Below are 24,209 nucleotides of genomic sequence, written 5' to 3' on the forward strand. Positions count from 1 at the left end.
TATCCACTCTCCGAACGGGCTGTCGAGGGCGCCAGCCCCTACACCAAAATTCTACCACCGCAAAATCGCTCCGCTCGGTGTTTTCTCTACTTTGTATTGGTGATTTGCTCGGTATGGCTCCGCCATTCCTCACTCCTCACTAAAGAATCCGCTACTCGTCCAGTTTCAGCACCGACATAAACGCTTCCTGCGGTACTGACACAGATCCAAGCTGTCTCATTCGCTTCTTTCCCTCTTTTTGCTTCTCCAACAGCTTCTTCTTTCTTGTAATATCTCCGCCATAGCACTTAGCAAGCACGTCTTTTCTCATAGCCTTGATAGTTTCTCTGGCTATTATCTTTCCGCCGATAGCCGCCTGCACAGGTATTTCAAAGAGCTGTCTTGGTATATTCTCTTTAAGCTTCTCCGTCAGCCTCCTGCCTCTTGAATAAGCCTTATCCTCGTGTACGATGAATGAAAGTGCGTCAACCACCTCGCCGTTAAGGAGTATATCAAGCTTCACAAGCTTAGACTTCGCATAGCCCATCATCTCATAGTCAAATGAAGCATAGCCCTTTGTGCGTGATTTCAATGCGTCAAAGAAGTCATAAACTATCTCGTTGAGGGGAAGCTGATAATGCAGGTCAACTCTAGTTTCGTCTATATACTTCATATCCTTGTATACGCCTCGTCTGTCCTGACAAAGCTCCATTATATTTCCAACATATTCAGACGGCGTATAAATATGTGCATTAACTATCGGTTCCTCTGCCGAAGCAATATTTGCCACGTCTGGATAATTTGTCGGGTTATCTATAAACACAGTTTCGCCGTTAGTCAGATTTACCTTATAGATAACAGACGGCGCAGTTGTGATAAGGTCGAGATTATATTCTCTCTCCAAACGCTCCTGGATTATCTCCATGTGCAGAAGTCCGAGGAATCCACATCTGAAACCAAAGCCCAGTGCAATGGAAGTTTCAGGCTCGAAGGACAGTGAAGCGTCATTGAGCATAAGCTTTTCAAGGGCATCTCTGAGGTCAGGATATTTTGCCCCGTCCGCAGGATAGATTCCGCAGTATACCATAGGGTTTACTTTCTTATATCCGGGGAGTGCCTCAGCGCAAGGCTCAGCCGCATTTGTCACAGTATCGCCCACACGAGTGTCGCCGATATCCTTTATAGATGCCGCAATGTAGCCTACCTCGCCTGCATGAAGCTCGCCCACAGGCACAAGGTCAGTTGCTCCCATATAGCCTATCTCCACCGTCTGAAATTCAGCCCCCGTAGCCATAAGCCTGATGGTATCTCCAGCCTTGATATGCCCCTCTTTCACACGGCAGTATATTATAACTCCCTTGTACTGGTCATAATAGCTATCGAAAATAAGAGCCTTAAGCGGAGCGTTCTCGTCGCCCTTTGGGCATGGTATATCCTTTACAACACGTTCAAGCACCTCTTTGACGTTCGTACCCATTTTAGCTGATATCCTCGGAGCGTCCATAGCAGGAATGCCTATAACGTTCTCTACCTCTGTGCAAGCCCTTTCAGGGTCAGCGGACGGCAGGTCTATCTTGTTTATAACAGGCACTACCTCGAGGTCATGTTCGATAGCAAGATAAGTGTTTGCAAGGGTCTGCGCTTCTATGCCCTGAGAAGCGTCAACGATAAGCAATGCACCCTCGCAGGCGGCAAGAGAACGTGACACCTCATAGTTGAAGTCAACATGACCAGGGGTGTCGATAAGGTTGAAAACATAGTCCTGCCCGTCGTCAGCATGATAATTAAGGCGCACCGCACGAGCCTTGATAGTGATACCTCTTTCACGCTCGATATCCATATTATCGAGAAGCTGATTTTCCATATCTCTCAGCTTCACAGTATCCGTAAGCTCCAAAATTCTGTCGGCAAGAGTAGATTTGCCGTGGTCTATATGAGCTATAATGCAGAAATTTCGTATATTATTTTCGTTCATTTACTGTTTTTCCTCTCTCAGACAAGTATACTTTTCCATAATATTTTATTATAACACGCTTGCCCCACATTGTCAATTTCTCCGCAAAGAAAAAAGGCAGACACAACGTGCCTGCCCCAAAATACATATTATTCTGCGCTGATATATGCCGTTACAGCGTCATCAGAGCTGTCAGAAGTTGTTCCCTCTGGATAAGAGCTGAATGTGAACTTGTAATCCTTGTAGCCCTTTACCATAAGGAAAAGGTTTACATACTTGTATGTATTTCCAACAAAATATTCGTTCTTTTTCTGTGTAAGAAGCTCAGTAGTTCCGCCCATGCCGATATAAGTAGAAGCACCGTCAGCAGAAGGTATTCCTCCGCCGCCCTTGTTAGAAGCAGAATAGTTTACATCAGGAGAGATTATGCCCCAATCATTGCTAGGGAAATCCTCCGGAACATATACCTCATATTCCATAACGCAAAGCTCGCAGTCATCAGGTATTTTCAGCTCGCTCTCGTCTATCTTATAAAAATCACTGCCAACAGAATTGTTAAGCTCGATAGCCTTGTTTACATAATCTGCATCCTCACTTTTGCTAACTACCTTTGTTATCCTTGTATAGATAGTGTGGTAGATCTTGTCTGTAGCGCAGTATCTGGTAGTCTTTATCCACTGACCGATAGGTGCAAGATTTTCCTCGCTTGTTTCAGACGGCTCTATAGCACTAGCCGCAATATCGTTGCTGTCACCGCTTGCAGGCTTGTTTTCGTCAGCTGTGCTTGTGTCAACCGCCTCAGCCTGTGACGATTCCGTTACCGCAGGAGCAGTTGTTGTGGTAGTTGTCGTTGCTGTTGCATCTTCTGATGAGTCAGCGGCACTGCTTTCCGTCTGCACAGCCGCAGCCGAGCTTTCCTTATCACTGTCGGAAGACCCGCTGTCAGAACAGCCTGCCATGCCAAAAGCCATTACCACTGCCAATAAAAGAGCAGATATTTTTTTCATAATGTTACCTCCATATTTCTTTAATAAATTTATTTTACAACATTCTCCTATGCAAGTCAACAATATTTTCGACATTTATAAATATTTTGTTAAATACCCACAAACAGCCATAGCGTTTTTACAACATAATGTAGTAAGAAAAGCACAACATAATGTTGTATGATATATTAAATATAGACTATCAGAAAGGAATGGAGCGCCGCATGGTTTTTCAAAGAATACGAGATATGCGAGAAGACGCAGACCTTAAACAAAACGATATGGCAAAAATACTCCATTGCTCACAGCAAGCTTACAGCAACTACGAACTAGGACAGCGTGATATTCCCACGGATATCCTCATAGCCCTAGCTGAATATCACAAAACAAATGTAGACTATCTTCTGGGACTAACCAAAAACAAGACCTACTATAAAGATATGTAAAGCGGAAAGAACATCTCTTTCCGCTTTTTTGCAACCCATTTCATACACATTTATACAATCCTCTTCTATGCAGGATTTGTTAAAATTGCCTATGACATTTTTAGAAAAAAAGTGTTATAATGTATATAAGAAACAAAATAAAGTTGTATTCACGATTTAATGTGGAAGGAGCGTTAAAAATGCTTAAAAAAGGCGACATCATATCATACGGTACAACCGGAGTGTGCAAAGTCGAGGGCGAGTGCGAACAGACCGTCAAGGGTCAGAAAAAGCGCTACATAGTTCTAAAACCTGTCCACCAAATCAATTCCACCTTGTATGTGCCGGTAGATAATGACGAGCTTAAAACAAAGTTCAAACCTCTGCTCACAGGCGATGAGATAGAGGAAATCATAAAAGAAATGCCCGAGGAGAGCTCCCTTTGGAAAGAAAGCAGCAGCGAGCGTGCCGAGCTTTATTCACAGGTACTTGAAAGCGGCGACAGAAAGCGACTTGCACAGCTTGTGAGAACATTGTATCTCAGACAGAAACATCTTATTGCGAAGGGCAGACATCTCCATTCATTAGACGAACGTTTTTTCAAGAATGCGGAAAATCTGCTCTTTGACGAGTTTTCAGCCGTCCTGGGCATATCCCAAGACGAGGTCTTCGACTTTATAGAAACCCGTCTGAGCAAAGCCTAAATACATACAAATGACACAAATAATATCGGCAAACTAAAAAAAGGACAAACCACAGTGGCTTGTCCTTTTTATTTTCATAAACAATACTCGATTATTCCTTGTCAACGTCCTCAACAGGCTCCTCGATAGCGTCGAGCTGAACTTCAACGTCAGCGTCCTCCTCAGTTGCAGCCTCGTCCTCAGCTGGCTCTTCAGCCTTTTCCTCAGACTTCTCAGCGTCCTCTGCCTTGTCAGCTTCATCAGCCTCGTCAGAGCACTCGTCGCAGCCGCAGCAATCGTCGAAATCCTCGTCGAGATCTTCGTAATCGTAGTTTTCAAGCTCCTTGTGCTTTTTAAATGCAAAAATAGCAGCAGCTCCTGCAGCGATCGCACCGAGTGCAGCTATAACTTTCAATCCGCTTGCCATAATAAAACGCTCCTTTTCTGAATATTCCACTCTGAACTGTGTTCAGATTATCTACAGTATAGCATATTTGTTATAAAAAATCAAGACGTTTACAAAAAATACTGATTTTTTATACAACCTGCTCAAAAAATCTCAGTAAGCTTTGACAAATTGCCCACCGCTACATATTTCCCGTAAGGCTCATTATCACGCTAAGAGCCGCCAGTGGAGCGGTCTCACAGCGCAGTATCCTAGGTCCAAGACTCACTATAGTGACCCCTGCCTGACTGCAGCTCTCCGCCTCATGGCTCTCGAAACCGCCCTCACAGCCGATAAACAAGCCAATAGTCTTTTCCTCGCCCTCACTGACAGGGGCAATGCCTGTCTTGCTAAGGCTCACACCGCCCTTTTCGTAACACATAAAGCTCTCATCGCACTCTTTAAGTTCACCAAGGCACTCCTCAAAGCTGATAAAATTCGTCACCTCAGGCACATATCCCCTGCCTGACTGTTTCGCCGCTTCCAAAGCTATCTTATTGTATCTCTCCACACGCTTTTCATAGCCGCTTTTTGCAGGTCTTGAAACGCACCTCGCCGTAATAACAGGCACTATCTTGTACACTCCAAGCTCCACAGCCTTTTGCACTATAAGATCCATTTTATCAGACTTAGGCAACGCCTGATAAAGCACCACATTCACAGTAGGCTCGTTTTCGCTTTTCTCAGCAGAAAGCACATCACAAACCACTTCCTTATCAGAAATGGACAGAATTTTTGCTCTGTATTCCACCCTGTCCGCACAAACAGTGATGATATCTCCAAGTCTCATACGCAAACTTCTGCCGATATGATAAGCATCATTACCCCTGATAGAAATCGTATTCCCCGATACGCTGTCAACAAAAAATCTAGGCATATTCCCAACCAGTGTCAAGCACTGTCCTCCAATCTCAAATCACGATTTTACGCACTTTCACGACGCTTCCGTCGCTTCTTGGTATAGTATACCACACCTTCAAAAATTGTTCAACAAAGTTCACATAACTAACACAAAACTTTCATACGCAGTACATACGGGCAGGGTATTATATAGTTGTCGCAAGGGACAAGACCCACCGAGGAAAGTTCCAAGGGCGGCAGTTGATTTTGGTATGTAGGCTTTTACCCCAAGCCTTCATATATACAGCTTGTAGATTAATTTCTACTAGCTTCTCCCCTATAATTTTTTATTTTTTGGCACCCACAGTTTTCTGTGGGTGTTTTTTTGTCCTGTCGAGGATATCGCAGGACGAACCTACTTTATGACACATGACGCAAAAAGCGGAACGCCCCACACAGGACATTCCGCTTAAATCAAACTATTCTATTTAGTTATATTCAGGGAGCGATTATCTTGCACCCTCAGCAAAGCCGCTGTCTACAAGATCAACAAGACCCTTTACTGCTGCTTCCTCATCTGGACCGTCTGCAATGATCCTGATAGTTGTGCCGCCTACAATGCCAAGCGAAAGAATTCCAAGAAGGCTCTTTGCGTTTACTCTTCTCTCCTCTTTCTCTACCCAGATAGATGACTTGAATTCATTTGCCTTCTGGATGAAAAATGTTGCAGGGCGTGCGTGAAGTCCTACCTGATTCTGTACTACTACGTCTTTTACGAACATACTGATCTCTCCCATTCATTATAATGCTGTTAAACTCCCTAATTAAGGGACTTTTTCAAGATACCCTCAGGTTATTTGATATACTTATTATACTCGACAAGTCTGCCTTAGTCAACGCAAAATTTAGACAAACAAGCGAAAAACCCTTAATTTTCAGCACAATGCTCTAAACTTTGCAACTTTTGCAATTAAACTTGTGGCATATCAACAACACAGATTTTTACATTATATCACTTTGTACAAATTCATTTAACAATTATGTGAAAAGTGTTGAAAACCAATATCACTTTTTATCCTCTTTTTCTTCTAATTTGTGTATAATAGCCAAATCTTTTTCCGTCAGCGGACTTCTTTCCAACAGCTCAGGACGCTTCAAATAGGTGGCTTTTACAGCCTCCTCACGGCGCCATTTCGCTATCTCAGCATGATTGCCCGATAGAAGCACTTTAGGCACTTCCCTGTCATGCCACACCTCAGGACGTGTGTACTGTGGATATTCCAGCAGACCATTATAATGGCTCTCGTCCTCATAGCAATCCGCCTGCGAAAGCGTTCCCTCCAGCATTCTCACAACGCAGTCCACCAGCACCAACGCAGGAAGCTCTCCGCCGGTAAGCACATAATCCCCCACAGATATTTCTTCATCAACTATTTCGTCAATGACCCTGCTGTCCACTCCCTCATAATGACCGCATAATATAAATATGCTGTCAAGCCGAGAAAGTTCCTTTGCACGCTTCTGGGTCAGCGTTTTTCCCTGTGGGGACATATAGATAACGTGGGGCTTAGACTTGCCCTCAGTCACCGACTTGTAGCAGTTGTAAATAGGCTCGCACTGCATGAGCATACCCTGTCTTTCGCTGTAAGGGGTATCGTCTACTCTGCGGTGCTTGTCCTGAGTGTAGTCCCTGATATTATGACACGTTACCGTGAAAATATTCTTAGCCCTTGCCCTGCCTACTACGCTTTCAGAAAGATAATTCTCAAGCATTTCAGGAAAAAGCGTTGCAATATCTATGTTCAAATCAATTCCTCCATATCATGTCAAAAGACTGGTAAGCCCAGTTTTCCACAGCGCTGTTCAAATGCTCCTGTACAGAACCGCCGCTTTTTTCATAGTATCCTATGCCCTGCACAACACCGATAGTCACCACAATAGCGATTATTATCACCACAAATAAGCTCCACAAAGCAGACCTGCGCTTCTTCGGCTTGTTGCCCTCGTTATTATAGTATACCCTCAGACTTGTGAGCATATTATCAAGCTCCATAAAGCTCAGCCCCTCGCCCTTATATGTGTTGGCAAGCCTGTTGAATCCGCTCTCTTTTCTCAGCCTTTTTATGAGCCATTTTTCCTCAGCCCTGGGACTTCTCAGCCGTGGGCTTTCGTCTATGTATGCCGTAAAGACTTTTTCGATACATTTCAGCGACTTTTCACGGCTGTTCACCTTTGGAAATATCAGGCTGAACATTCCGTCAGAATAATCTCTGACAAGCCTTTCCAAGTCCTCATATTTACAGAACCTCATTAGTCAAAAAGCCCCTCCAGCGGAGTTATCTTCATCACACCGCTCTTGATATCCGTTTCAGCCACCACCTCAGGTATCGCAGGGATAAGTCTTACATTTCCCTTTTCATCGGTTATGTGGTAAACATCGTTAGCACCCGTCTGACTTACGTCTGTTATCTTGCCGTAGCTTTCACCGCTGTCAGCGTCGACCACTTCAAGACCTATAAGATCCTGAACAAAATAGCAGCCCTCATCAAGCTCCACATCGTCACGGTCGATATAAAGCACCCTGTTGCGAAGCTTCTGGGCCTCCTCCACAGTGTCAACGCCCTTGACTTTCATTACAACGATATTCTTTGCAACTCTCGAACGCTCTATCTCCACAGGAGTACCGCTCTTATAATATAGTGTGTCAAATCCGCAGAGAAATTCAGGTCCGTCACACCATGGCTGTACTTTTATCTCGCCCTTTATGCCGAACACCGATACTATCTTTCCTGCCTCAAGATATTTTTTTACGCCCATTTTGATTACCTCCCGATAACAAATCTTACAGCTTTCTTTTTATAGATTGTAACATATTTTTTTACCCTTTGCAACGCTTTAACTACGCTGTTATGCACATAGCTCAGGATATTTACAAAAAGTTTATTAATTACAATTCGGTTACTCAAAACGAACTTTACGCCCCTCTTTTGTACAAAATCACCATGAAAACCTGTGATTTAACAAAAAATTCACACATAAGAGAGCAAAATGTGTTACAATTTGTAATATATCAGACCGCAGACCGGTGCTTGAAACTGCGGTATAAAAGTTTTTTTGCATATTTTCACTATAAAACACTTGCAAAACATATCGTTTTTTGTTATAATAACAATGTGCAGACATCTGCCCTTATGGGGTAATTATGCCCATGGCAGAACTTAGGTCGAAAATTTTTGCAAGTAGAGGGGAATAACTTATGTCAAACAGATTATTTCAGAGCGTTGTTCATCAGATGCGTGACACTATCGACTGCGTCATAGGCGTAATAGATGAGAACGCAACTATCATTGCCTGCTCTGAGCTTTCACAGGTCGGAACGACTAACGAATTCGTTTCGTTAGATCTGGGCGATTCACACGACATTTTTGTTAGAGACGGTTATACCTATAAGCCATTCGGTGCTCATATGAAACCTGACTATGCTGTTTTCGTTGAGGGAACAGACGAGGTGGCTGCAAAGTATGCAAGCATACTTGCCATTACTCTTTCCAGCATAAAGCAGTATTATGACGAAAAATACGACAGAAACAATTTCATCAAGAACGTAGTGCTTGACAACGTGCTGCCGGGCGACGTTCATGTTAAAGCTAGAGAGCTTCATTTCAGCGCTGACATTTCAAGAGTGGTGCTGCTTATCAGAATACTCTCCACAAATGACGTTTCAGCTTACGACGTTATCCAGAACCTTTTCCCTGACAAGTCTAAGGACTTCGTTTTCAACATCACTGAGAGCGATATCGTGCTTGTTAAGGAAGTGGCAAACGGCGTTGAGTCAAAGGATCTGGAAAAGCTGGCACGTTCTATTTCTGATACCCTTTCAAGTGAGTTCTATACAAGAGTCACTGTAGGTATAGGAACAGTAGTAGAGGGCGTAAAGGATCTGGCAAGAAGCTTCAAGGAAGCACAGATAGCTCTCGAGGTAGGAAAGGTGTTCGATACTGACAAGAATATCGTTTCTTATGACAATCTTGGTATTGCAAGACTTATCTATCACCTGCCTACAACACTTTGCGAAACATTCCTTAAGGAAGTTTTCAAGAAAGGCTCTATCGAGTCACTGGATCATGAAACACTTTTCACTATCCAGAAGTTTTTTGAAAACAACCTGAACGTTTCTGAAACTTCAAGAAAACTGTTTGTTCACAGAAATACTCTTGTGTACAGACTTGAAAAGATCAAAAAGCTCACGGGTCTTGACCTGAGAGAGTTCGACCACGCTATCATCTTCAAGATAGCTCTTATGGTAAAGAAATATCTCTCCGCTAACCCTGTCAAGTTCTAAATCCTACGAGCGAAAAAGAGGCTAGCTTGCCTCTGTAAAACTAAGGCGGTGTAAATTTTGGTAGAGTTTAAAGATGTGTCCGTTACCTATTCAAGCGGTGTGGACGCTCTGAACAAAGTAAACCTGAAGATAAACGACGGCGACTTCGCTTTCGTGGTAGGTCCTTCAGGCGCCGGAAAATCAACACTTATCAAGCTGGTACTTAAAGAAATAGATGCGACCAGCGGTACAGTAATGGTAAACGGCTTCAATCTGAAAAAGCTGAGAAGAAGAAAGATACCTGCCCTTCGCAGAACTATCGGTGTTGTTTTTCAGGATTTCAGACTTATCCCTACAATGACAGTTTATGAGAACGTGGCATTCGTGCTGAGAGTGATCGACGCTCCTGCAAAGTACATAAGAAGCCGTGTTCCGTATGTTATAAGCCTTGTGGGACTTTCCGATAAGGCGAAAAGCTATCCGACCGAGCTTTCAGGCGGTGAGCAGCAGCGTGTGGCACTTGCAAGAGCCCTTGTAAACGACCCACAGCTCATTATTGCCGACGAGCCTACGGGTAATATCGACCCTGCGCTTTCATATGAGATAGTAGAGCTTCTCAAGGGCATAAACGAGTGCGGCACTACCATTCTTATGGTTACCCACGAGCATGATCTTGTGCGCTATTTCGGAGGCAGAATTATCAACATCAACAAAGGTCAGATCGCCTTTGACGAAGTGATAGGAGGCTCCAATGAAAGCAAGTAGTTTTAGATATCTTATAAATCAGGGCTTCAAGGGCATTTGGAAAAACAGAATGATGACGTTCGCTTCTTTCTGTATTCTGCTCGTTTCCCTGCTCATGGTAGGCACTTCGGTGCTTGTTTCCATTAACCTTACAAGAATAATCGGCGGTATCGAGGACAAGAGCGAAGTCATCGTTATCGTTAAGGACGGCACAAGTCAGGCTGATATGCAGACCCTTGAAAATAAGCTCAAAGAGGTCGGAAATATCAACACTGTGAGCCTTTATTCAAAGGACGAAGCGTGGAAAAATATGCTCAAGGGCATGACAGACGAGGAAAAGGATTTCTTCCAGTATGCCGATGATAACCCATTGCCTGATACTTACAAGGTAACGGTCAAGAATATCGAAAAGATGAGCGAAACAACCACTCAGATAGAGACCTTTGAAAATGTTGACTCAACAAAGTCCCCTACAGCATTTGCTGATATCCTTATCAGTATCAGAAGAGTATTTACGATAGTTGCCTTTGCGGTCATTGTGGCACTTGTTGTGGTTTGTCTGATAATCATTTCAAATACCACCAGAGCAAGCGTTTTCGCAAGACGTAAAGAGATCAACATCATGAAATATGTAGGCGCTACCAACAGCTTTATCAGGATACCTTTCTTTATCGAGGGTATGATAGTTGGTCTGCTTGCAGCCGCAGGCGCACTGCTGCTCACAAAGTTTGCCTACGAGGGAATTTACAACATCTTCAATGATGACTTCAAGCTCTGGAGCATTCTCGGTGTTCAGAATTTGTATTCGTTCAAATCCCTCTTGCTCCCTGTTGCAGCATCTTATCTTATCGCAGGCGCTGTTATCGGTGCGGTGGGTACTTCTATAAGCACAGGCAAGCATCTTAAAGTATAATACATTTGCCAAATATAGACATAAGGCAGGCTATGATCCAACGGGGTTTTTAGACTGCCTTTTGTTGCAGTTTAAAGCATATCCTGACATGAGATAAAAAAGAGAGAACGTGCGGGATAATGCGTTAGAGAAGGATAAAAACGTGTAAAAATGGTCTTTTTTAAGACGGAGGACAAGTATGAAAACAGGTATATTCACAATGAAGCGAGTATTGGCTTTCACTATCGCCGTAGTTGCTTCCATGACAATGCTTGCAGGCGGCACACAGCCGGTCATGACAGCGCAGAACGCTTCTGCAGAAAGTCAGGCAATAAAGAACAACAAGAAAAAAATATCCTCTGCCAAGGATAAAATAAGCGAGCTTGAACAAAAGCAGGCTGATCTTGACAAGCAGATAAACAGCACAAAGGACGATATCTCCAAGGAGGAAGAAAATCAGAAAGCTATCCAAGAGCAGATAGAAACTGTTCAGGAAACTATACTGACCCTTGAGGATTCTATCACTGACCTTGAAACTGAGATAGCCGACCTTGAAGAGGCTATTGCTAAAAGCGAAATAAAAATAAAAAACAAGAGAACTGAGATAGAAAATGGCGTTGTTGACTTCAAACAACGTCTTAGAGCAATGTATGTTGCCGGAAATAGTTCATACACCGATATTCTTATTGGTTCGACGGACTTTTATGATATGCTTATGAAAATAGAGCTTGTCAAAAGAGTGGCTGACCATGACAACACCATGATCGACGGACTTGTTGAGCTTAAAGGCGAGTATGAATCTCAGGAAGCAGAGCTTGAAGCCAACAAGACTGAACTTGAAACTAACAAAGCTACCCTTGAAGAGCAAAAGACCTATCACACTGAGCAGAAGAAAAAGCTTGACGACCTTTATGCAAAAAGTCAGGCTGTTATCGACCAGCTTGAGGAAGATAAGGCGGCTTATGAAGCCAACAAGGAGCAGATAAACAAGGAGCAGGAAGACTTCGAGGCACAGCTCCAGAAGCTTTACAAGGAGCAGGAGCAGATCAAAAAGAAGGAAGAAGAGGAACGTAAGAAAAAAGAAGAGGAAGAACGTAAGAGAAGAGAGGAAGAAGAACGTAGACAACAGCAGCAACAGCAGAATAATAACGGCAATTCTTCACCTTCTAATGCAAACGGCAACACCTCTAACAGCGGTCAATCTTCTACCAATAACGGTGACTACAATTATACCGACAAGAGCCAGTTTACATGGCCTGTGCCGGGTTATTATCATATTTCCTACGGCGTGGGCTGGCGCTGGGGCGCTTATCACAAGGGTATCGACATCTGGTCTCCCGGAATAAGAGGCGCAAAGATATGCGCTGCCGCTGAGGGTACTGTTATACTGGTCAGCAACACCTGCACACACGATTATGGCAAGAACGGCTCATGCGGCTGCGGCGGTGGATATGGAAACTACTGCATAATCGACCACGGCAACGGCTACTGGACCCTTTACGGTCACTCACAGTATATGAGCGTAACACAGGGTCAGCACGTCAACAAGGGCGACGTTCTGGGTATTGTCGGCTCAACAGGATATTCAACTGGCGACCACCTGCACTTTGAGGTGCGATTGAACGGCGTGGCTCAGAATCCGTCAAATTATGTATAAACAGGCAATGCCGAAAGGTCTTGCCCCACAACCAAAGGAGTCTTTTATTTCATGAACAGGCTTTACAGCTTAAAACGTATTCTCACTTTCATTATCGCATTCGCTGTTACCGCCGGTATTGCAGGAAGCAGCTACAATTCATCTTTGAAGATAACCTCAGCGGACACTGAAAGCTCGCAGGGGGAGGACTATAGCTATACTGAATCTGCGGCTGACGGAGGTCAGCAAAGCGATGGACAAACAGAAAATGACGATAATTCTCAGGAGGAGTCAACAGGTTTTGACATCACACAGTATGCAGAACAGCTAAGAGAGCTATCAAAAAAGCAGACGGAAATAAACGAACAGCTCGACAAATATGATGAGGACATTGAGAAAAGCGAGAAAAAGCAGAAGCTTCTGAAAGAAAAGATAGATTCTATAAATGACGAGATAGACGTTCTCAACTCTTACATGACCGCACTGGAGCTTCAGATAAACACCAATCAGCGAAATATCGACAAGAAGCAGGCTGAGATAAACAAGGGCATAGGGGACTTTAAACAAAGATTAAGGGCAATGTATATCGCAGGGTCGGACAGCTACACCACAATGCTTTTGGAATCAGACAGCTTTTATGACATACTCATGAGATTAGAGCTTATAAAGCGTGTGGCACACCATGATGACACTATCATTGATAACCTTATAAAACTCAAGACTGAATATGAGGATATGCAAAAGACCCTTGACAAACAGAAAGCCGAGTATGACGCTCAGTATACGCAGTATACACAGCAAAAGGATATGCTTAGTCAGCTTTACCGCTCCAGTACAAAGACACAGCAAGAGCTTAAAGCTAAGCAGAAAAAGCTCAAAGAGCAGAACGAAGCCTATGAGGCGGAGCGTGAGCAGTTTGAGGGCAGCCTTTCCGGCATACTGAAATCGTCAGGCTCAGGCGGAACAGCAAGAGATAACGAAGTTTCTGCCACAATGGCACTTGCAGATGTGAAGCTTGAGGAGCTTCACAAGGAGATAAACGACCGCCTTGACAAGGGTGAAAAGCTTGGAGATACCGAGCCTGATTACTACTTCGCATGGCCTGTTCCGGGGTCTTATTCCGTATCATCAGGCGTGGGCGCACGATGGGGCTCATATCACACGGGTCTTGACATTCCTGCGGCTCATGGTACGCCTATTCACGCTTCATGCAGCGGCAAGGTCATAAAGATAAACACCACCTGCACGCATGACTATGGCAAGGAGGAGTCCTGCGGCTGCGGCGGCGGTTATGGAAACTATGTTATCATCGACCACGGCAACGAGTTCATCACTCTTTACGGACATCTCACAGAGGTAGATGTAGAGATAGGCGACGAGGTGAAAAAAGGCGACGTTATTGGCAAAATGGGTTCGACCGGCTTTTCAACAGGCGACCACCTGCACATTGAGATACGCTATCAGGGTTATATATTGAACCCTGCGTTCTATCTTGATGTTACACAATAAAAATCGACCTCTTATGGAAAAACATAAGAGGCCTTTTTTTATCTTATTTTGAAACACTCACATGCTTACAAAGACGTGAAATAATCGCTGTGATATATCTTGCTCCTGAAGTGCAAAGAAGCATTATCACGGGGATAAATGTGACTATATATCTGGGCGGATTTTCCCATATAAGGAAAAAGAGTATAACTCCCGTGAGAGTCACTATGCTGAAAAACAAAGCAGAGTGGCGACGCTTGCCAGCGGCATAAACTGCACCAAACGCCATTGCTAAGAGCATTGCACTGTGATAGCCGTCTACATAGATACCAAGCAAGGAGCTGTTCAGTACCTCTTGCAGACCTCCTGTGGGTTCGGAGCGTGAGAGATATTTGCGATAAGAAAAACCACCGCTGTCCCACGTTCTGGCGACTTTGTGATAAGCCATTTTGCAGGCTTCATAAGGGGTGCTTATGTTTTCAAGGCGGGCTTTTATTTCCCGGATATTCGCCTGCTTTTTGGCGTCATATGTATCAAATGACATAGTGAAGTCAACGTCCTCGTCAACGTGGGTCTTGTATTCGCTGTTAAGGCTCATCATTATCCAGTGTGTAACAGGGAAACGATATCTGTCTACCATTTTTTCATCAGAGATACCCATAGCAAGGCCGCCATAGTATGCCGCCTTTGACACGCCAATAAACAGCATAACAGCAGCAAGGCTCAGTATAGCTCCCCTTTTTACACCCATTTTCAGCACAAAAAATATCATCACTGAAATCAGCATTACTGCAATGCTTCCCTTGACAGTGTTTCCAAGTGCGATAAAAAGGCTTGCTATAAGAGCATAGACAACGCTTTTGGTTTTGCTTTTTTCTTTCACCGCAAGGGTCAGAAAATAAAGGGTACAGCTTACAAATATCATGCCTGCTGTGTCAGAATGAAAAAACGGCGTATACAGCAGCATAACAGGCATAAGTGCCGAAATAATGCCGCAAAAAAGCCTTTGGCTGTTAAGTTTGAATATCCTCTCCCCTGTGAGAAAGGTCATTATTACGCTAAGTTGAATAAGAATTACGTTAAAGGTCTGCCCCGCATAGACGCTCACGCCGCCGGTGAAAAGCTTCCATAAGGCGAAAAATGGTATCTGCAAATATATCATGCCCCATGCGTTAGGGTATTTTGCAGCATAAATACGGTAGCTTTCTTTGATGCTCCCCAGATCTTCACCCATGACAAAGCGTTTTGCGAACTCCCCTGTTATTTTTGGGTCAACCATTTCGTAGTTATAATAAAGATAACGCACAAACAATATCTGCAATGCAAGCAAAATCAGGCAGAAAAAAGCAAATATAAGTCTGACACGCTTTTTGGTAAGCTTCTTTTCACAGCGTTTCAGAGCAATATACAACACTATCGCCGCCGCAAGGAAAAATGGTCCAAGACAAAGCATTCGTATGTTACTGCGTTTTATGTATGAGATAAACACAGTTGCAGTGCAACAGCAGCACACGATCATGCTTGTGACCGCAAAAAATCGGTCGGTTTTCTTCACAAACATTTTTTGCTCCTTATTAGGGTGTATCCTCATAATATTTTTTTACATGAGTTCGCCCTGTTTTTTTATTTTGTTCTATATTTCTACATTTGAATTATATCATCAACGGAAATAAGTTTCAATTATTGTAACAACTGAAATTGAAGGAACTTTTTAAAGTTTTTTTAGTGAAGAAAACAAAAAAATCGCCGCTCTGTTGCAAAAAACAAAGCAGCGAGTATTAGTATAAGACAATTATTTTGTGCCGAAGATCCTGTCGCCTGCGTCGCCAAGACCGGGAACGATATAAGCGTCCTCATTGAGCTTTTCATCAAGGTTGCCTACATAAATGTCGATATCAGGGTGAGCCGTTCTCAAAGCGTCAAGACCCTCAGGAGCAGCGATTATGCACATGAACTTGATGTTCTTGCAGCCCTTGTCTTTCAAAAAGTCAACAGCCTGTATCGCAGATCCGCCTGTCGCAAGCATTGGGTCGCAGACGATAACAAGTCGCTCGTTTATTCTATCAGGGAGCTTGCAGTAATACTCGTGAGGCTCGTGTGTGACCTCGTCACGATAAAGACCGATATGACCGACCTTTGCAGACGGAACGAGTGCAAGAAGTCCGCTTACCATGCCAAGACCTGCCCTCAGGATAGGCACGATAGCAAGCTTTTTGCCGCAGAGCATAGGGAGTTTTCTTGTGGTGATAGGTGTTTTCACCTCAACGTCCTCTGTTGGAAGATCTCTCATAGCCTCATAGCCCATAAGCATTGCTACCTCTTCCACAAGTATACGGAACTCTCTTGTTCCGGTCTTTTCGTCACGCATAAGCGTTATTTTGTGCTTTACAAGCGGGTGATTGATGATATTTACGTTTCCCATTTTCCCATTTCCTTTCATAATGATTTATAAATTCGCATTTTTTTGTGTGCAGTAACGTGCGAGCACTGTTCGCACCTGCTATTATTTTTTCGCTGCGTTGCCCTTTTTCTTTGAGAGCATAACGTTTGTAAGAATGCCAAGGATAAGTGCTGCCGCTACTTCTGTGAGTGTTATATCACCGAATGTGAGTGTCAGACCGCCGATACCTGCAATGAGGATAACGGACACAACAAAGAGATTTCTGTTATCGTCAAGGTTTGCATCCTGTATCATTTTAAGACCTGAAACTGCGATAAAGCCGTAAAGAGCGATACAAACGCCGCCCATTACGCAGGCAGGGATAGAATCAACGAACGCAACAAGCGGAGTGATGAACGAAAACAGCATACAGCCGACAGCTGCTGCAAAGATAGTTATAACTGAAGCATTTCCAGTGATCGCAACGCAGGCAACGGACTCGCCGTATGTTGTATTCGGACAGCCACCAAACAGTGCGCCTGCGATAGAACCTACACCGTCACCGAGAAGCGTTCTTGTAAGACCTGGCTCTTCAAGGAGGTCATGATCGATAATAGAAGAAAGGTTTTTATGGTCTGCAACGTGCTCTGCGAAAACTACCAATGCGACCGGCACATAGGCAACAAAGATAGTTGCAAAATATGAGAAGTCGAACTCCTTAAGACCTTTCAGACCTGAAACAAATGCAAAGTCCGGCAGGCTAACAAATGTTTTCAGTGAAACGCTGCCGTCTGTGAGCATATAGCTGCTGAAAACGCTGAAATCTACTATTTTAAGTGCGTCAATATCACATATATTGCCGATAACAGTGAAGATTGCTGCGGCTGCATAGCCTGCAAGGATACCGATTATAAAAGGTATAAGTTTGAGTGTTTTCTTGCCATATGTTGAGCAAAGCATTACCACTGCGAGGGTAATAAGTCCACAAACAAAAGCCACATATGATGAGCCAACAGGCACATTGGATACAGTTTCTATAATCTCAGGTGTGCCGCTGTCTGTGGAAACTGCATACTCTGTTACCTGCTTTGTAACATCGCCTTTGAGCAGGTCGCCAACAGCATTTCCTGCAAGGGAAAGTCCGATTATAGCAACGGTCGGTCCTATTACCACAGCAGGCATGAGCTTATTGAGCCAGCCTACTCCAACAAATTTTACTACTATTGCGATAACGACATATACAAGTCCTGCAAGCAGTGCGCCGACGATAAGTCCAAGCATGCCAAGCTGCATTGAAACGCCGCCTGCAAAAGCCGCCGCCATTGAGCCTAAAAAAGCAAAGGACGAGCCAAGGAACACAGGGCTTTTTCTTTTTGTAAAAAAGATATAAACTATAGTTCCCACACCTGCACCAAACATTGCAGCCGCAGGAGTAAGACCGTTGCCGATAATAAGCGGCACAGCGATGGTCGCCGCAAGGATAGCCAACATCTGCTGAAGTGCGAACACTACCAGTTGACCAGCCTTTGGCTTGTCTGAAACATCAAAAATAAGTTTCAAAATAACACCTCATTCATATTTATTCTTTTCCCATATAAAAGGAAAAATACTTCTTTTCGGCAGCTTTTCCGACACAAACCGCCTTTTTAATTTTAACTTATAACAATATTTTTGTCAATGAGCTAAATGCCGTATTTCAGCAGGATTTTTTGTGCGTAATTGCCCATTATCTTTGACAAATAAGCTGTTTTGCGTTATAATAGCAATTGATATATTGTATTATGTGAGGTAATGACATGAAAAATTACAGATATGTTCTTTTTGACCTTGACGGCACGCTTACTGAGTCGGGCGAGGGCATAATAAATTCGGCTGTATACGCACTGAAAAAGTTCGGCATAGAGCCTGAGATGAGCACCATGACAAAGTTTCTCGGTCCGCCGCTGAAAGATTCTTTCAGGGATTATTACGGCTTTGATGATGAAAAATGCGAGCAGGCTGTGAAATACTACCGTGAATATTACACCACCAAGGGCATTTTCGAGAACCGTGTTTATGACGGCGTTGAAGAATGTCTTAAAAAGCTGTCAGAGGCTGGGCTTCACCTTGCGGTGGCGACTTCTAAGCCGCAGGTCTTTGCAGTGAAGATACTGGAGCATTTTCACCTTGCACAGTATTTTGACTACATAGGCGGTGCGGAGTTTGACGGCTCTAGGAGCGTAAAGGCGGACGTTATCGTGCACACTTTGAAAAACTGCGGAGTTAATGACCGCTCGCAGGTGATAATGGCAGGCGACAGGCATCATGACGTGCTTGGTGCAAAAGCTCTTGGTATAGATTGTATCGGTATGCTTTACGGCTACGGCACAAGAGAGGAGCTTTCTCAGGCAGGTGCGGTGTATATAGCCGAAACGCCTCTGGAAGCCGCAAAATGGCTTCTGGGATAAATTTGACAGGTGTACAAAAGAGCGAAAACCTATTGCAAAAGTCAAATGTTTATGATATAATAAAATAAATTATTATGTGGCGGCATAAGAAATAAGCTTGTGATCCTGCCACGATCAAGAGGAGTTGTTTTCTGTGATAAAGTTTCGCAACCACATTGGAACTATAGGTATATCCACTGGATATCTCAGACAGCTTATCTCGGATACTGCCGAAAGCTGTTTCGGCGTGGCAGGACTTAATGCCTATGGTGCAAAGCAGGGCGTTTCTGCAATGCTAAAAAAAGAGAACACCACAAAGGGCGTTATAATCCGTCAGGACGGGGACGAGCTTATCGTTGACCTGCACATCACTGTGAACTACGGCATAAATGTCGGAGCTATCGTTGACAGCATCATTCACAAGGTAAATTATGTTCTGACAGAGCAGGCAGGTGTCAACGTTAAATCTGTGAACGTTTACGTTGACGAAATGAAAGGCTGAACGTCCTAGGATATCTATAACAGTATAGGAGGAAAACTATAGTGATAAACGGAGGCTTGCTGCGTGACGCTGTCATAAGTGCCGCACACAGCATATCTAACAAGAAAAAATCAGTTGACGAGCTTAACGTGTTCCCGGTACCTGACGGAGATACAGGAACAAATATGTCAATGACTATAACAAATTCCGTAGCAGAGCTTGAAAATCTCAGCGACGATACAGACTGCTCAGTTGTGGCAAGCACAACAGCTTCTGCACTTCTTAGAGGTGCAAGGGGAAACTCAGGCGTTATACTTTCGCTCATTTTCAGAGGCTTTGCAAAAGGACTTGCAGGCAAAAAGGAAATGGGTGCGAACGAACTTGTTGAATCGCTGGAACAGGGCGTTTCAGGAGCATACAAGAGCGTAATGAAGCCTACAGAGGGAACTATCCTGACAGTTGCAAGAGAGTCTGCGGAGAAAGCAAGAGAAATGCTCCACTCCACAAACGATCCTATTATTATAATGGAGGAAGTTTGCAAACAGGCTGAACTTTCACTGAACGAAACCCCAAAACTACTTCCTGCACTTGCCAAGGCAGGCGTTGTTGACGCAGGCGGCAAGGGACTTCTCATTATCTTTGAAGCAATGAGAGATGTATTCAAGGGCGGCGAAATAGTAAAGGCTGATGCTCCTGCACAGAAACAGCAGGTAACAGTCGACACATTTGCGGCTACTGTTGGTCAGTATGACTGTGAGATACACTTCACATACTGCACTGAAATGATAATCACAAAGAAAGCTGACGCTGACGATTCATCAAAGCTGAGAGCTTATCTTGAAACTATCGGTGACTGCGTTGTAGTTGTCGAGGACGATGAGATAATAAAGGTACACGTTCATACCAACGACCCTGGTAAGGCTATCCAGAAGGGTCTTGAATTTGGCTACATCAATCTGCCAAAGATAGAAAATATGAAGCTCCAGCACAAGGCCAGACAGAAAGAGGCAAAACAGGAGTTCGTTCCTGCAAAGCCTGAAAAGCAGTACGGTTTTGTTGCAGTTGCAGCAGGAAACGGCATTGAGTCAATGTTCAGAGATATCGGCGTTGACTGCATCGTTAAGGGCGGACAGACCATGAACCCTTCTACTGAGGATATACTTGCGGCAATAATGTCATGCCCTGCTGAAACGGTTTTCGTTCTGCCTAACAACAAGAACATCATCATGGCGGCTGAGCAGGCTGTTAAGCTTGCAGACAGAAAGGTATGCGTGCTTCAGACAAGGACTATACCGCAGGGAATGTCAGCAATGCTGGCATTTGACCCTGACGCTGATTTCAATACGAACCGCATTGAGATGACCAATGCACTTGAAAGAGTTGCCACAGGTCAGGTAACATTTGCGGCAAGGGATTCTGACTATGAGGGTCACGCTATCAAGCAGGGCGAGATACTCTGCATTGAAAACGGCAAGCTGAGCTTTGTGGAAAAGGACGTTTCAAAGGCAGCTTACAAGCTCACAAAGAAGCTTGTTAAGGGCGACAGCTCATTCATCACGATCCTTTACGGCTCAGATGTTACAGACGAGGCGGCTGAGGCACTGCAAAAGCAGGTAGCTGCGAAGTTCTCAAATCTTGATGTAAATCTTATAAACGGCGGTCAGCCTGTTTACTACTACATCATTTCTGTAGAATAAGATAACAAGGCGGACGGCATTGAGCTGTCCGCTTTTTTGTACAATGGAGAAATTTTTATGAGTGATATAACAAAGATCAGGTGCAGAAAATGCCTGTTGGAGGATATGGACGAAAATGATTTTCTCCGTGATATGCGTTCGCACATTGCGGCATATCCTGCGGACAAGAGGGTATCAGAGGAAGAGTATCATCAGCGTTTGGCGTTTTGCAAGGATTGCGACAAGCTTGTGGACGGAATGTGCGTTTTATGCGGCTGTTATGTTGAGCTGAGGGCGTTGAAGATAGGTATGCGTTGTGCAGATATAGATAAGAAGTGGTAAAGGCATACTGTTCATTCAGGCAAGTTCCTTCCGCCGCAAAATCGCTACGCTCTTTGCGGGTTTTACTTTGTTTAATGGGATAGAAAAAGCGGTGCAGAGATTTGTTCTCCGACACCGCTTTATTATTTCTTTTACTGTTGTGTGCTTTTTTACTTTTCTGCACCGCTTAGTCGGCTGTCGCCGAATGAGGCTCTGCCTCATACTCCGCAGGGGCTTTGCCCCTTGACCCCACAAGCCCTCTAGCGTCGGGCTTGAGCCTGCGCTTTATTGCTCGCTTCGCTCGGTGCTGAGTGATTTGCTCGGTTCAGCTATGCACATTCCTCACTCCTCACTCCTAACTCCTCACTTACTCCTACTCCGCCATTGCCTCTTCCATTTCCTTCACAAGCTCTCCGAACATTGCAAGTGCCTCATTGATAGGCTGAGTTGTTGCCATATCTACACCTGCACCCTTAAGCAATGAGATAGGGTCAGTTGAGCAGCCGCCTTTCAGGAAGCCTATATAGTCCTTTACCGCAGGTTCGCCATACTTCAATATCCTCTGTGAAAGTGCGATAGCCGCAGAATAGCCTGTTGCATACTGATAAACATAATAGTCATAATAGAAGTGCGGTATCCTAGCCCACTCCAATTTTATCTCATCATCAAGCACTATTCCGTCACCGAAATAAAGCTTGTTTAGCTCGCCGTAAAGCTCGTTCAGCCCCTCGGCTGTCAGACTCTCCCCTGCCGCTACCATTTCATTTATTTTCAGCTCAAACTCTGCGAACATTGTCTGACGGTAAAGTGTGGTACGGAACTGTTCAAGAAAGTAATTTATAAGATACGCTCTCTGCTTTTTATCCTCGGTATTTTTCAGCAGATACTGCATAAGAAGGGCTTCACTGCAAGTTGAGGCTACCTCTGCCACGAAGATAACGTAATCTGAATATACCACAGGCTGATTTTTATTTGAAAGATACGAGTGTATAGCATGACCCATTTCGTGCGCCAGCGTGAACATACAGTTAAGTGTATCCTTATGATTGAGTAACACATAAGGGTGAACTCTTGCACCTGCGGAATATGCCCCACTTGTTTTGCCCTCGTTCTCGTAAACGTCTATCCAGCGGTTTTCAAAGCCCTCTTTGAGTATTGCAAGGTAATCCTCGCCCATAGGTGCAAGGGCTTTCAGGACAGTTTCCTTAGCCTCCTCAAAAGTTATCTTCATATCTGCGTCAGGAACAACAGGCGTATAAAGATCATAGAAATGAAGCTCGTCAACGCCCAAAAGCTTCTTTCTCAGTGCAACATAATCATACATATAGTGCATATTGTCATGGACGGCTTCAATAAGGTTTTTGTACACTGAAACAGGCACTTCTGTTCCGTCCAAAGCGGCTTCAAGGCTTGAATCATATCTTCTTGCCTTTGCATAGAAGTTCACCGCTTTTATCTGTGCCGACAGTGTTGCCGCACAGGTGTTCTTGAACTTGTCAAATGTGCCGTACATAGACTCGAAAGCCGACTTTCTCAGCACTCTGTCCTCGCTCTGCACCAGTGGGATATAGCTTCCGTGTGTGACCTGATGAGCCTTGCCGTCCTTATCCACAGCGTCAGGGAAACGCAGGTCTGCGTCAGAAAACATAGAGTAGATATTCTCAGGGGACTGACCCATTTCACCGGTCAGGGCAAGTATCTTCTCCTCAGCCTCAGAGAGGATATGAGCCTTTTTACGACGCAGCTTATCCAGCGCACGCTTATAAAGCTTCAACTCAGGCTTATCCTCATAGAATTTCTGAAGCTTATCCTCCTCGATAGAAATGATCTCAGGTGTTTCAAAGCTTCCTGCTGAGTTTACTGCCACATAGGCGTTCATAAGCTGACCGAGAAAGCCCTGATACTTTGCATTTGCGGTGTCCTCGTCAGAACGTCTTTGAGCATAGTTGCCAAGGCTGTCGCAAAGAACAGATATCTCGTCTGAAAGCTGCATAAAATCATAAAGCGTGTCAGCACTCTCGCTAAGCCTGCCCTTGAACGCCGCTATCCTCTCAGGCATAGCCTTCAGCTTCTGCAAGTCCTCCGCCCACTTTTCGTCAGTGGCATAAATATCCTCCAGTGCCCACTTGAACTGTTCAGGCACTTCACTTCTCTTAGGTATTCTTTCCTCGCTCATTTTCATGACCTCGTTTCTATAATAATAGGTATAGGCTTGTCTTGTGTGGTATTGCCTATAATTAATTTGCGTAACGCTGGTTACATTATACCCCATTGACGTACTTTTGTCAAATTAGGGCAGGTGAACTGTAAAATAATACACGATACAAATAAAAATACGCCCAGCGGCATAAAACTAGGTGCCAATCTCCTTTGCGAGCTTTATTGCCTGCTTTTTAAACTCTTCATCATATTGTTTTCCTGTTCCCATTGATGACACACTCCTTTGTTTTTATTATACTTTGATTGTTTTGTATGTGTCAAGTTTTATTATACAGGATCGCAACTATGATGTAGGAGATTCAGGACTGATAT

General features: G+C 44.1%; 23 protein-coding genes. 11 read left to right on the forward strand and 12 right to left on the reverse strand.

Annotated elements, in window-relative coordinates; genetic code table 11:
• Positions 1-151: 151 nt before the first annotated feature.
• Both lepA and DW015_RS05160 read right to left on the reverse strand, forming a co-directional pair.
• On the reverse strand, positions 152-1,954 hold the full coding sequence (gene lepA / locus DW015_RS05155) for a translation elongation factor 4 (protein ID WP_117858531.1): 1,803 nt from the start codon (positions 1,952-1,954) through the stop codon (positions 152-154).
• A gap of 128 nt (positions 1,955-2,082) precedes the next feature.
• Positions 2,083-2,940 carry a hypothetical protein gene (locus DW015_RS05160; RefSeq protein WP_117904671.1) on the reverse strand — a complete coding sequence of 286 codons (858 nt, stop codon included), beginning with the start codon at positions 2,938-2,940 and terminating at the stop codon, positions 2,083-2,085.
• A 203-nt stretch (positions 2,941-3,143) separates the two neighbouring features.
• Between DW015_RS05160 and DW015_RS05165 the strand changes: the two genes are divergently transcribed.
• The gene (locus DW015_RS05165) at positions 3,144-3,365 is read left to right on the forward strand and encodes a helix-turn-helix transcriptional regulator (protein ID WP_022288629.1); all 222 of its coding nucleotides are present in this window, start codon (positions 3,144-3,146) and stop codon (positions 3,363-3,365) included.
• 179 nt (positions 3,366-3,544) lie between these two features.
• Positions 3,545-4,048 (forward strand): CarD family transcriptional regulator, encoded by a 504-nt coding sequence (locus DW015_RS05170; protein ID WP_181979840.1) that lies wholly within the window; start codon positions 3,545-3,547, stop codon positions 4,046-4,048.
• A gap of 91 nt (positions 4,049-4,139) precedes the next feature.
• Here DW015_RS05170 and DW015_RS05175 read toward each other — a convergent pair whose 3' ends face one another.
• The 6 genes from DW015_RS05175 to rimM form a co-directional block, all read right to left on the reverse strand.
• On the reverse strand, positions 4,140-4,454 hold the full coding sequence (locus DW015_RS05175; RefSeq protein WP_022288631.1) for a hypothetical protein: 315 nt from the start codon (positions 4,452-4,454) through the stop codon (positions 4,140-4,142).
• Between the two features lie 160 nt (positions 4,455-4,614).
• Positions 4,615-5,349 carry a 16S rRNA (uracil(1498)-N(3))-methyltransferase gene (locus tag DW015_RS05180; protein WP_117904719.1) on the reverse strand — a complete coding sequence of 245 codons (735 nt, stop codon included), beginning with the start codon at positions 5,347-5,349 and terminating at the stop codon, positions 4,615-4,617.
• Between the two features lie 472 nt (positions 5,350-5,821).
• Positions 5,822-6,094 (reverse strand): HPr family phosphocarrier protein, encoded by a 273-nt coding sequence (locus DW015_RS05185; RefSeq protein WP_022288633.1) that lies wholly within the window; start codon positions 6,092-6,094, stop codon positions 5,822-5,824.
• A 283-nt stretch (positions 6,095-6,377) separates the two neighbouring features.
• The gene (gene trmD, locus DW015_RS05190; protein WP_117859593.1) at positions 6,378-7,118 is read right to left on the reverse strand and encodes a tRNA (guanosine(37)-N1)-methyltransferase TrmD; all 741 of its coding nucleotides are present in this window, start codon (positions 7,116-7,118) and stop codon (positions 6,378-6,380) included.
• A 1-nt stretch (position 7,119) separates the two neighbouring features.
• On the reverse strand, positions 7,120-7,623 hold the full coding sequence (locus DW015_RS05195) for a hypothetical protein (RefSeq protein WP_117904674.1): 504 nt from the start codon (positions 7,621-7,623) through the stop codon (positions 7,120-7,122).
• Positions 7,623-8,129: a ribosome maturation factor RimM gene (gene rimM, locus DW015_RS05200; protein WP_117904676.1), complete on the reverse strand. Its 507-nt coding sequence runs from the start codon at positions 8,127-8,129 to the stop codon at positions 7,623-7,625. Before rimM ends, DW015_RS05195 begins: the two co-directional genes overlap by 1 nt.
• Before the next feature lie 439 nt (positions 8,130-8,568).
• Between rimM and DW015_RS05205 the strand changes: the two genes are divergently transcribed.
• From DW015_RS05205 to DW015_RS13845, 5 genes are all read left to right on the forward strand, one after another.
• Positions 8,569-9,654, forward strand: a complete 1,086-nt coding sequence (locus DW015_RS05205) for a helix-turn-helix domain-containing protein (RefSeq protein ID WP_022288637.1) — start codon at positions 8,569-8,571, stop codon at positions 9,652-9,654.
• A 57-nt stretch (positions 9,655-9,711) separates the two neighbouring features.
• Positions 9,712-10,398 carry a cell division ATP-binding protein FtsE gene (gene ftsE / locus DW015_RS05210; RefSeq protein WP_022288638.1) on the forward strand — a complete coding sequence of 229 codons (687 nt, stop codon included), beginning with the start codon at positions 9,712-9,714 and terminating at the stop codon, positions 10,396-10,398.
• Entirely contained in the window at positions 10,385-11,290 is a 906-nt protein-coding gene (ftsX, locus tag DW015_RS05215) for a permease-like cell division protein FtsX (RefSeq protein WP_117904678.1), read from the forward strand. The genes ftsE and ftsX overlap by 14 nt, the downstream gene beginning before the upstream one ends.
• A 178-nt stretch (positions 11,291-11,468) precedes the next feature.
• Positions 11,469-12,926, forward strand: coding sequence for a M23 family metallopeptidase (locus DW015_RS05220; RefSeq protein WP_242993219.1), 1,458 nt, complete (start codon positions 11,469-11,471; stop codon positions 12,924-12,926).
• 51 nt (positions 12,927-12,977) lie between these two features.
• Positions 12,978-14,414, forward strand: coding sequence for a M23 family metallopeptidase (locus DW015_RS13845; RefSeq protein ID WP_117904680.1), 1,437 nt, complete (start codon positions 12,978-12,980; stop codon positions 14,412-14,414).
• A 43-nt stretch (positions 14,415-14,457) separates the two neighbouring features.
• Here the strand turns inward: DW015_RS13845 and DW015_RS05230 are convergent, their stop codons facing one another.
• From DW015_RS05230 to DW015_RS05240, 3 genes are all read right to left on the reverse strand, one after another.
• A complete protein-coding gene (locus DW015_RS05230; protein ID WP_181979841.1) occupies positions 14,458-15,954 on the reverse strand; it encodes a glycosyltransferase family 39 protein in 1,497 nt (498 codons plus the stop codon).
• A 231-nt stretch (positions 15,955-16,185) separates the two neighbouring features.
• Positions 16,186-16,815: a uracil phosphoribosyltransferase gene (gene upp / locus DW015_RS05235; protein ID WP_038671163.1), complete on the reverse strand. Its 630-nt coding sequence runs from the start codon at positions 16,813-16,815 to the stop codon at positions 16,186-16,188.
• An 81-nt stretch (positions 16,816-16,896) separates the two neighbouring features.
• Positions 16,897-18,333, reverse strand: a complete 1,437-nt coding sequence (locus DW015_RS05240; RefSeq protein WP_117904683.1) for a solute carrier family 23 protein — start codon at positions 18,331-18,333, stop codon at positions 16,897-16,899.
• A gap of 236 nt (positions 18,334-18,569) precedes the next feature.
• On the opposite strand from DW015_RS05240, the gene DW015_RS05245 reads away from it, so the two are divergent.
• The 4 genes from DW015_RS05245 (at position 18,570) to DW015_RS05260 (ending at position 21,698) form a co-directional block, all read left to right on the forward strand.
• On the forward strand, positions 18,570-19,220 hold the full coding sequence (locus tag DW015_RS05245) for an HAD family hydrolase (RefSeq protein ID WP_117904684.1): 651 nt from the start codon (positions 18,570-18,572) through the stop codon (positions 19,218-19,220).
• Positions 19,221-19,353: 133 nt separating this feature from the next.
• Positions 19,354-19,701 carry an Asp23/Gls24 family envelope stress response protein gene (locus DW015_RS05250; protein ID WP_022288646.1) on the forward strand — a complete coding sequence of 116 codons (348 nt, stop codon included), beginning with the start codon at positions 19,354-19,356 and terminating at the stop codon, positions 19,699-19,701.
• Positions 19,702-19,742: 41 nt separating this feature from the next.
• The gene (locus tag DW015_RS05255; RefSeq protein WP_022288647.1) at positions 19,743-21,377 is read left to right on the forward strand and encodes a DAK2 domain-containing protein; all 1,635 of its coding nucleotides are present in this window, start codon (positions 19,743-19,745) and stop codon (positions 21,375-21,377) included.
• A 57-nt stretch (positions 21,378-21,434) separates the two neighbouring features.
• Complete coding sequence (locus DW015_RS05260) at positions 21,435-21,698, forward strand: DUF6171 family protein (RefSeq protein ID WP_117904686.1); 264 nt, start codon at positions 21,435-21,437, stop codon at positions 21,696-21,698.
• A 352-nt stretch (positions 21,699-22,050) separates the two neighbouring features.
• On the opposite strand, the gene pepF is transcribed toward DW015_RS05260, so the two are convergent.
• Entirely contained in the window at positions 22,051-23,853 is a 1,803-nt protein-coding gene (gene pepF, locus DW015_RS05265; RefSeq protein ID WP_117904688.1) for an oligoendopeptidase F, read from the reverse strand.
• Positions 23,854-24,209 lie beyond the last annotated feature (356 nt).

The sequence above is a fragment of the Ruminococcus sp. AF37-20 genome (assembly GCF_003460465.1).
Taxonomy (GTDB): domain Bacteria; phylum Bacillota; class Clostridia; order Oscillospirales; family Ruminococcaceae; genus Hominimerdicola; species Hominimerdicola aceti.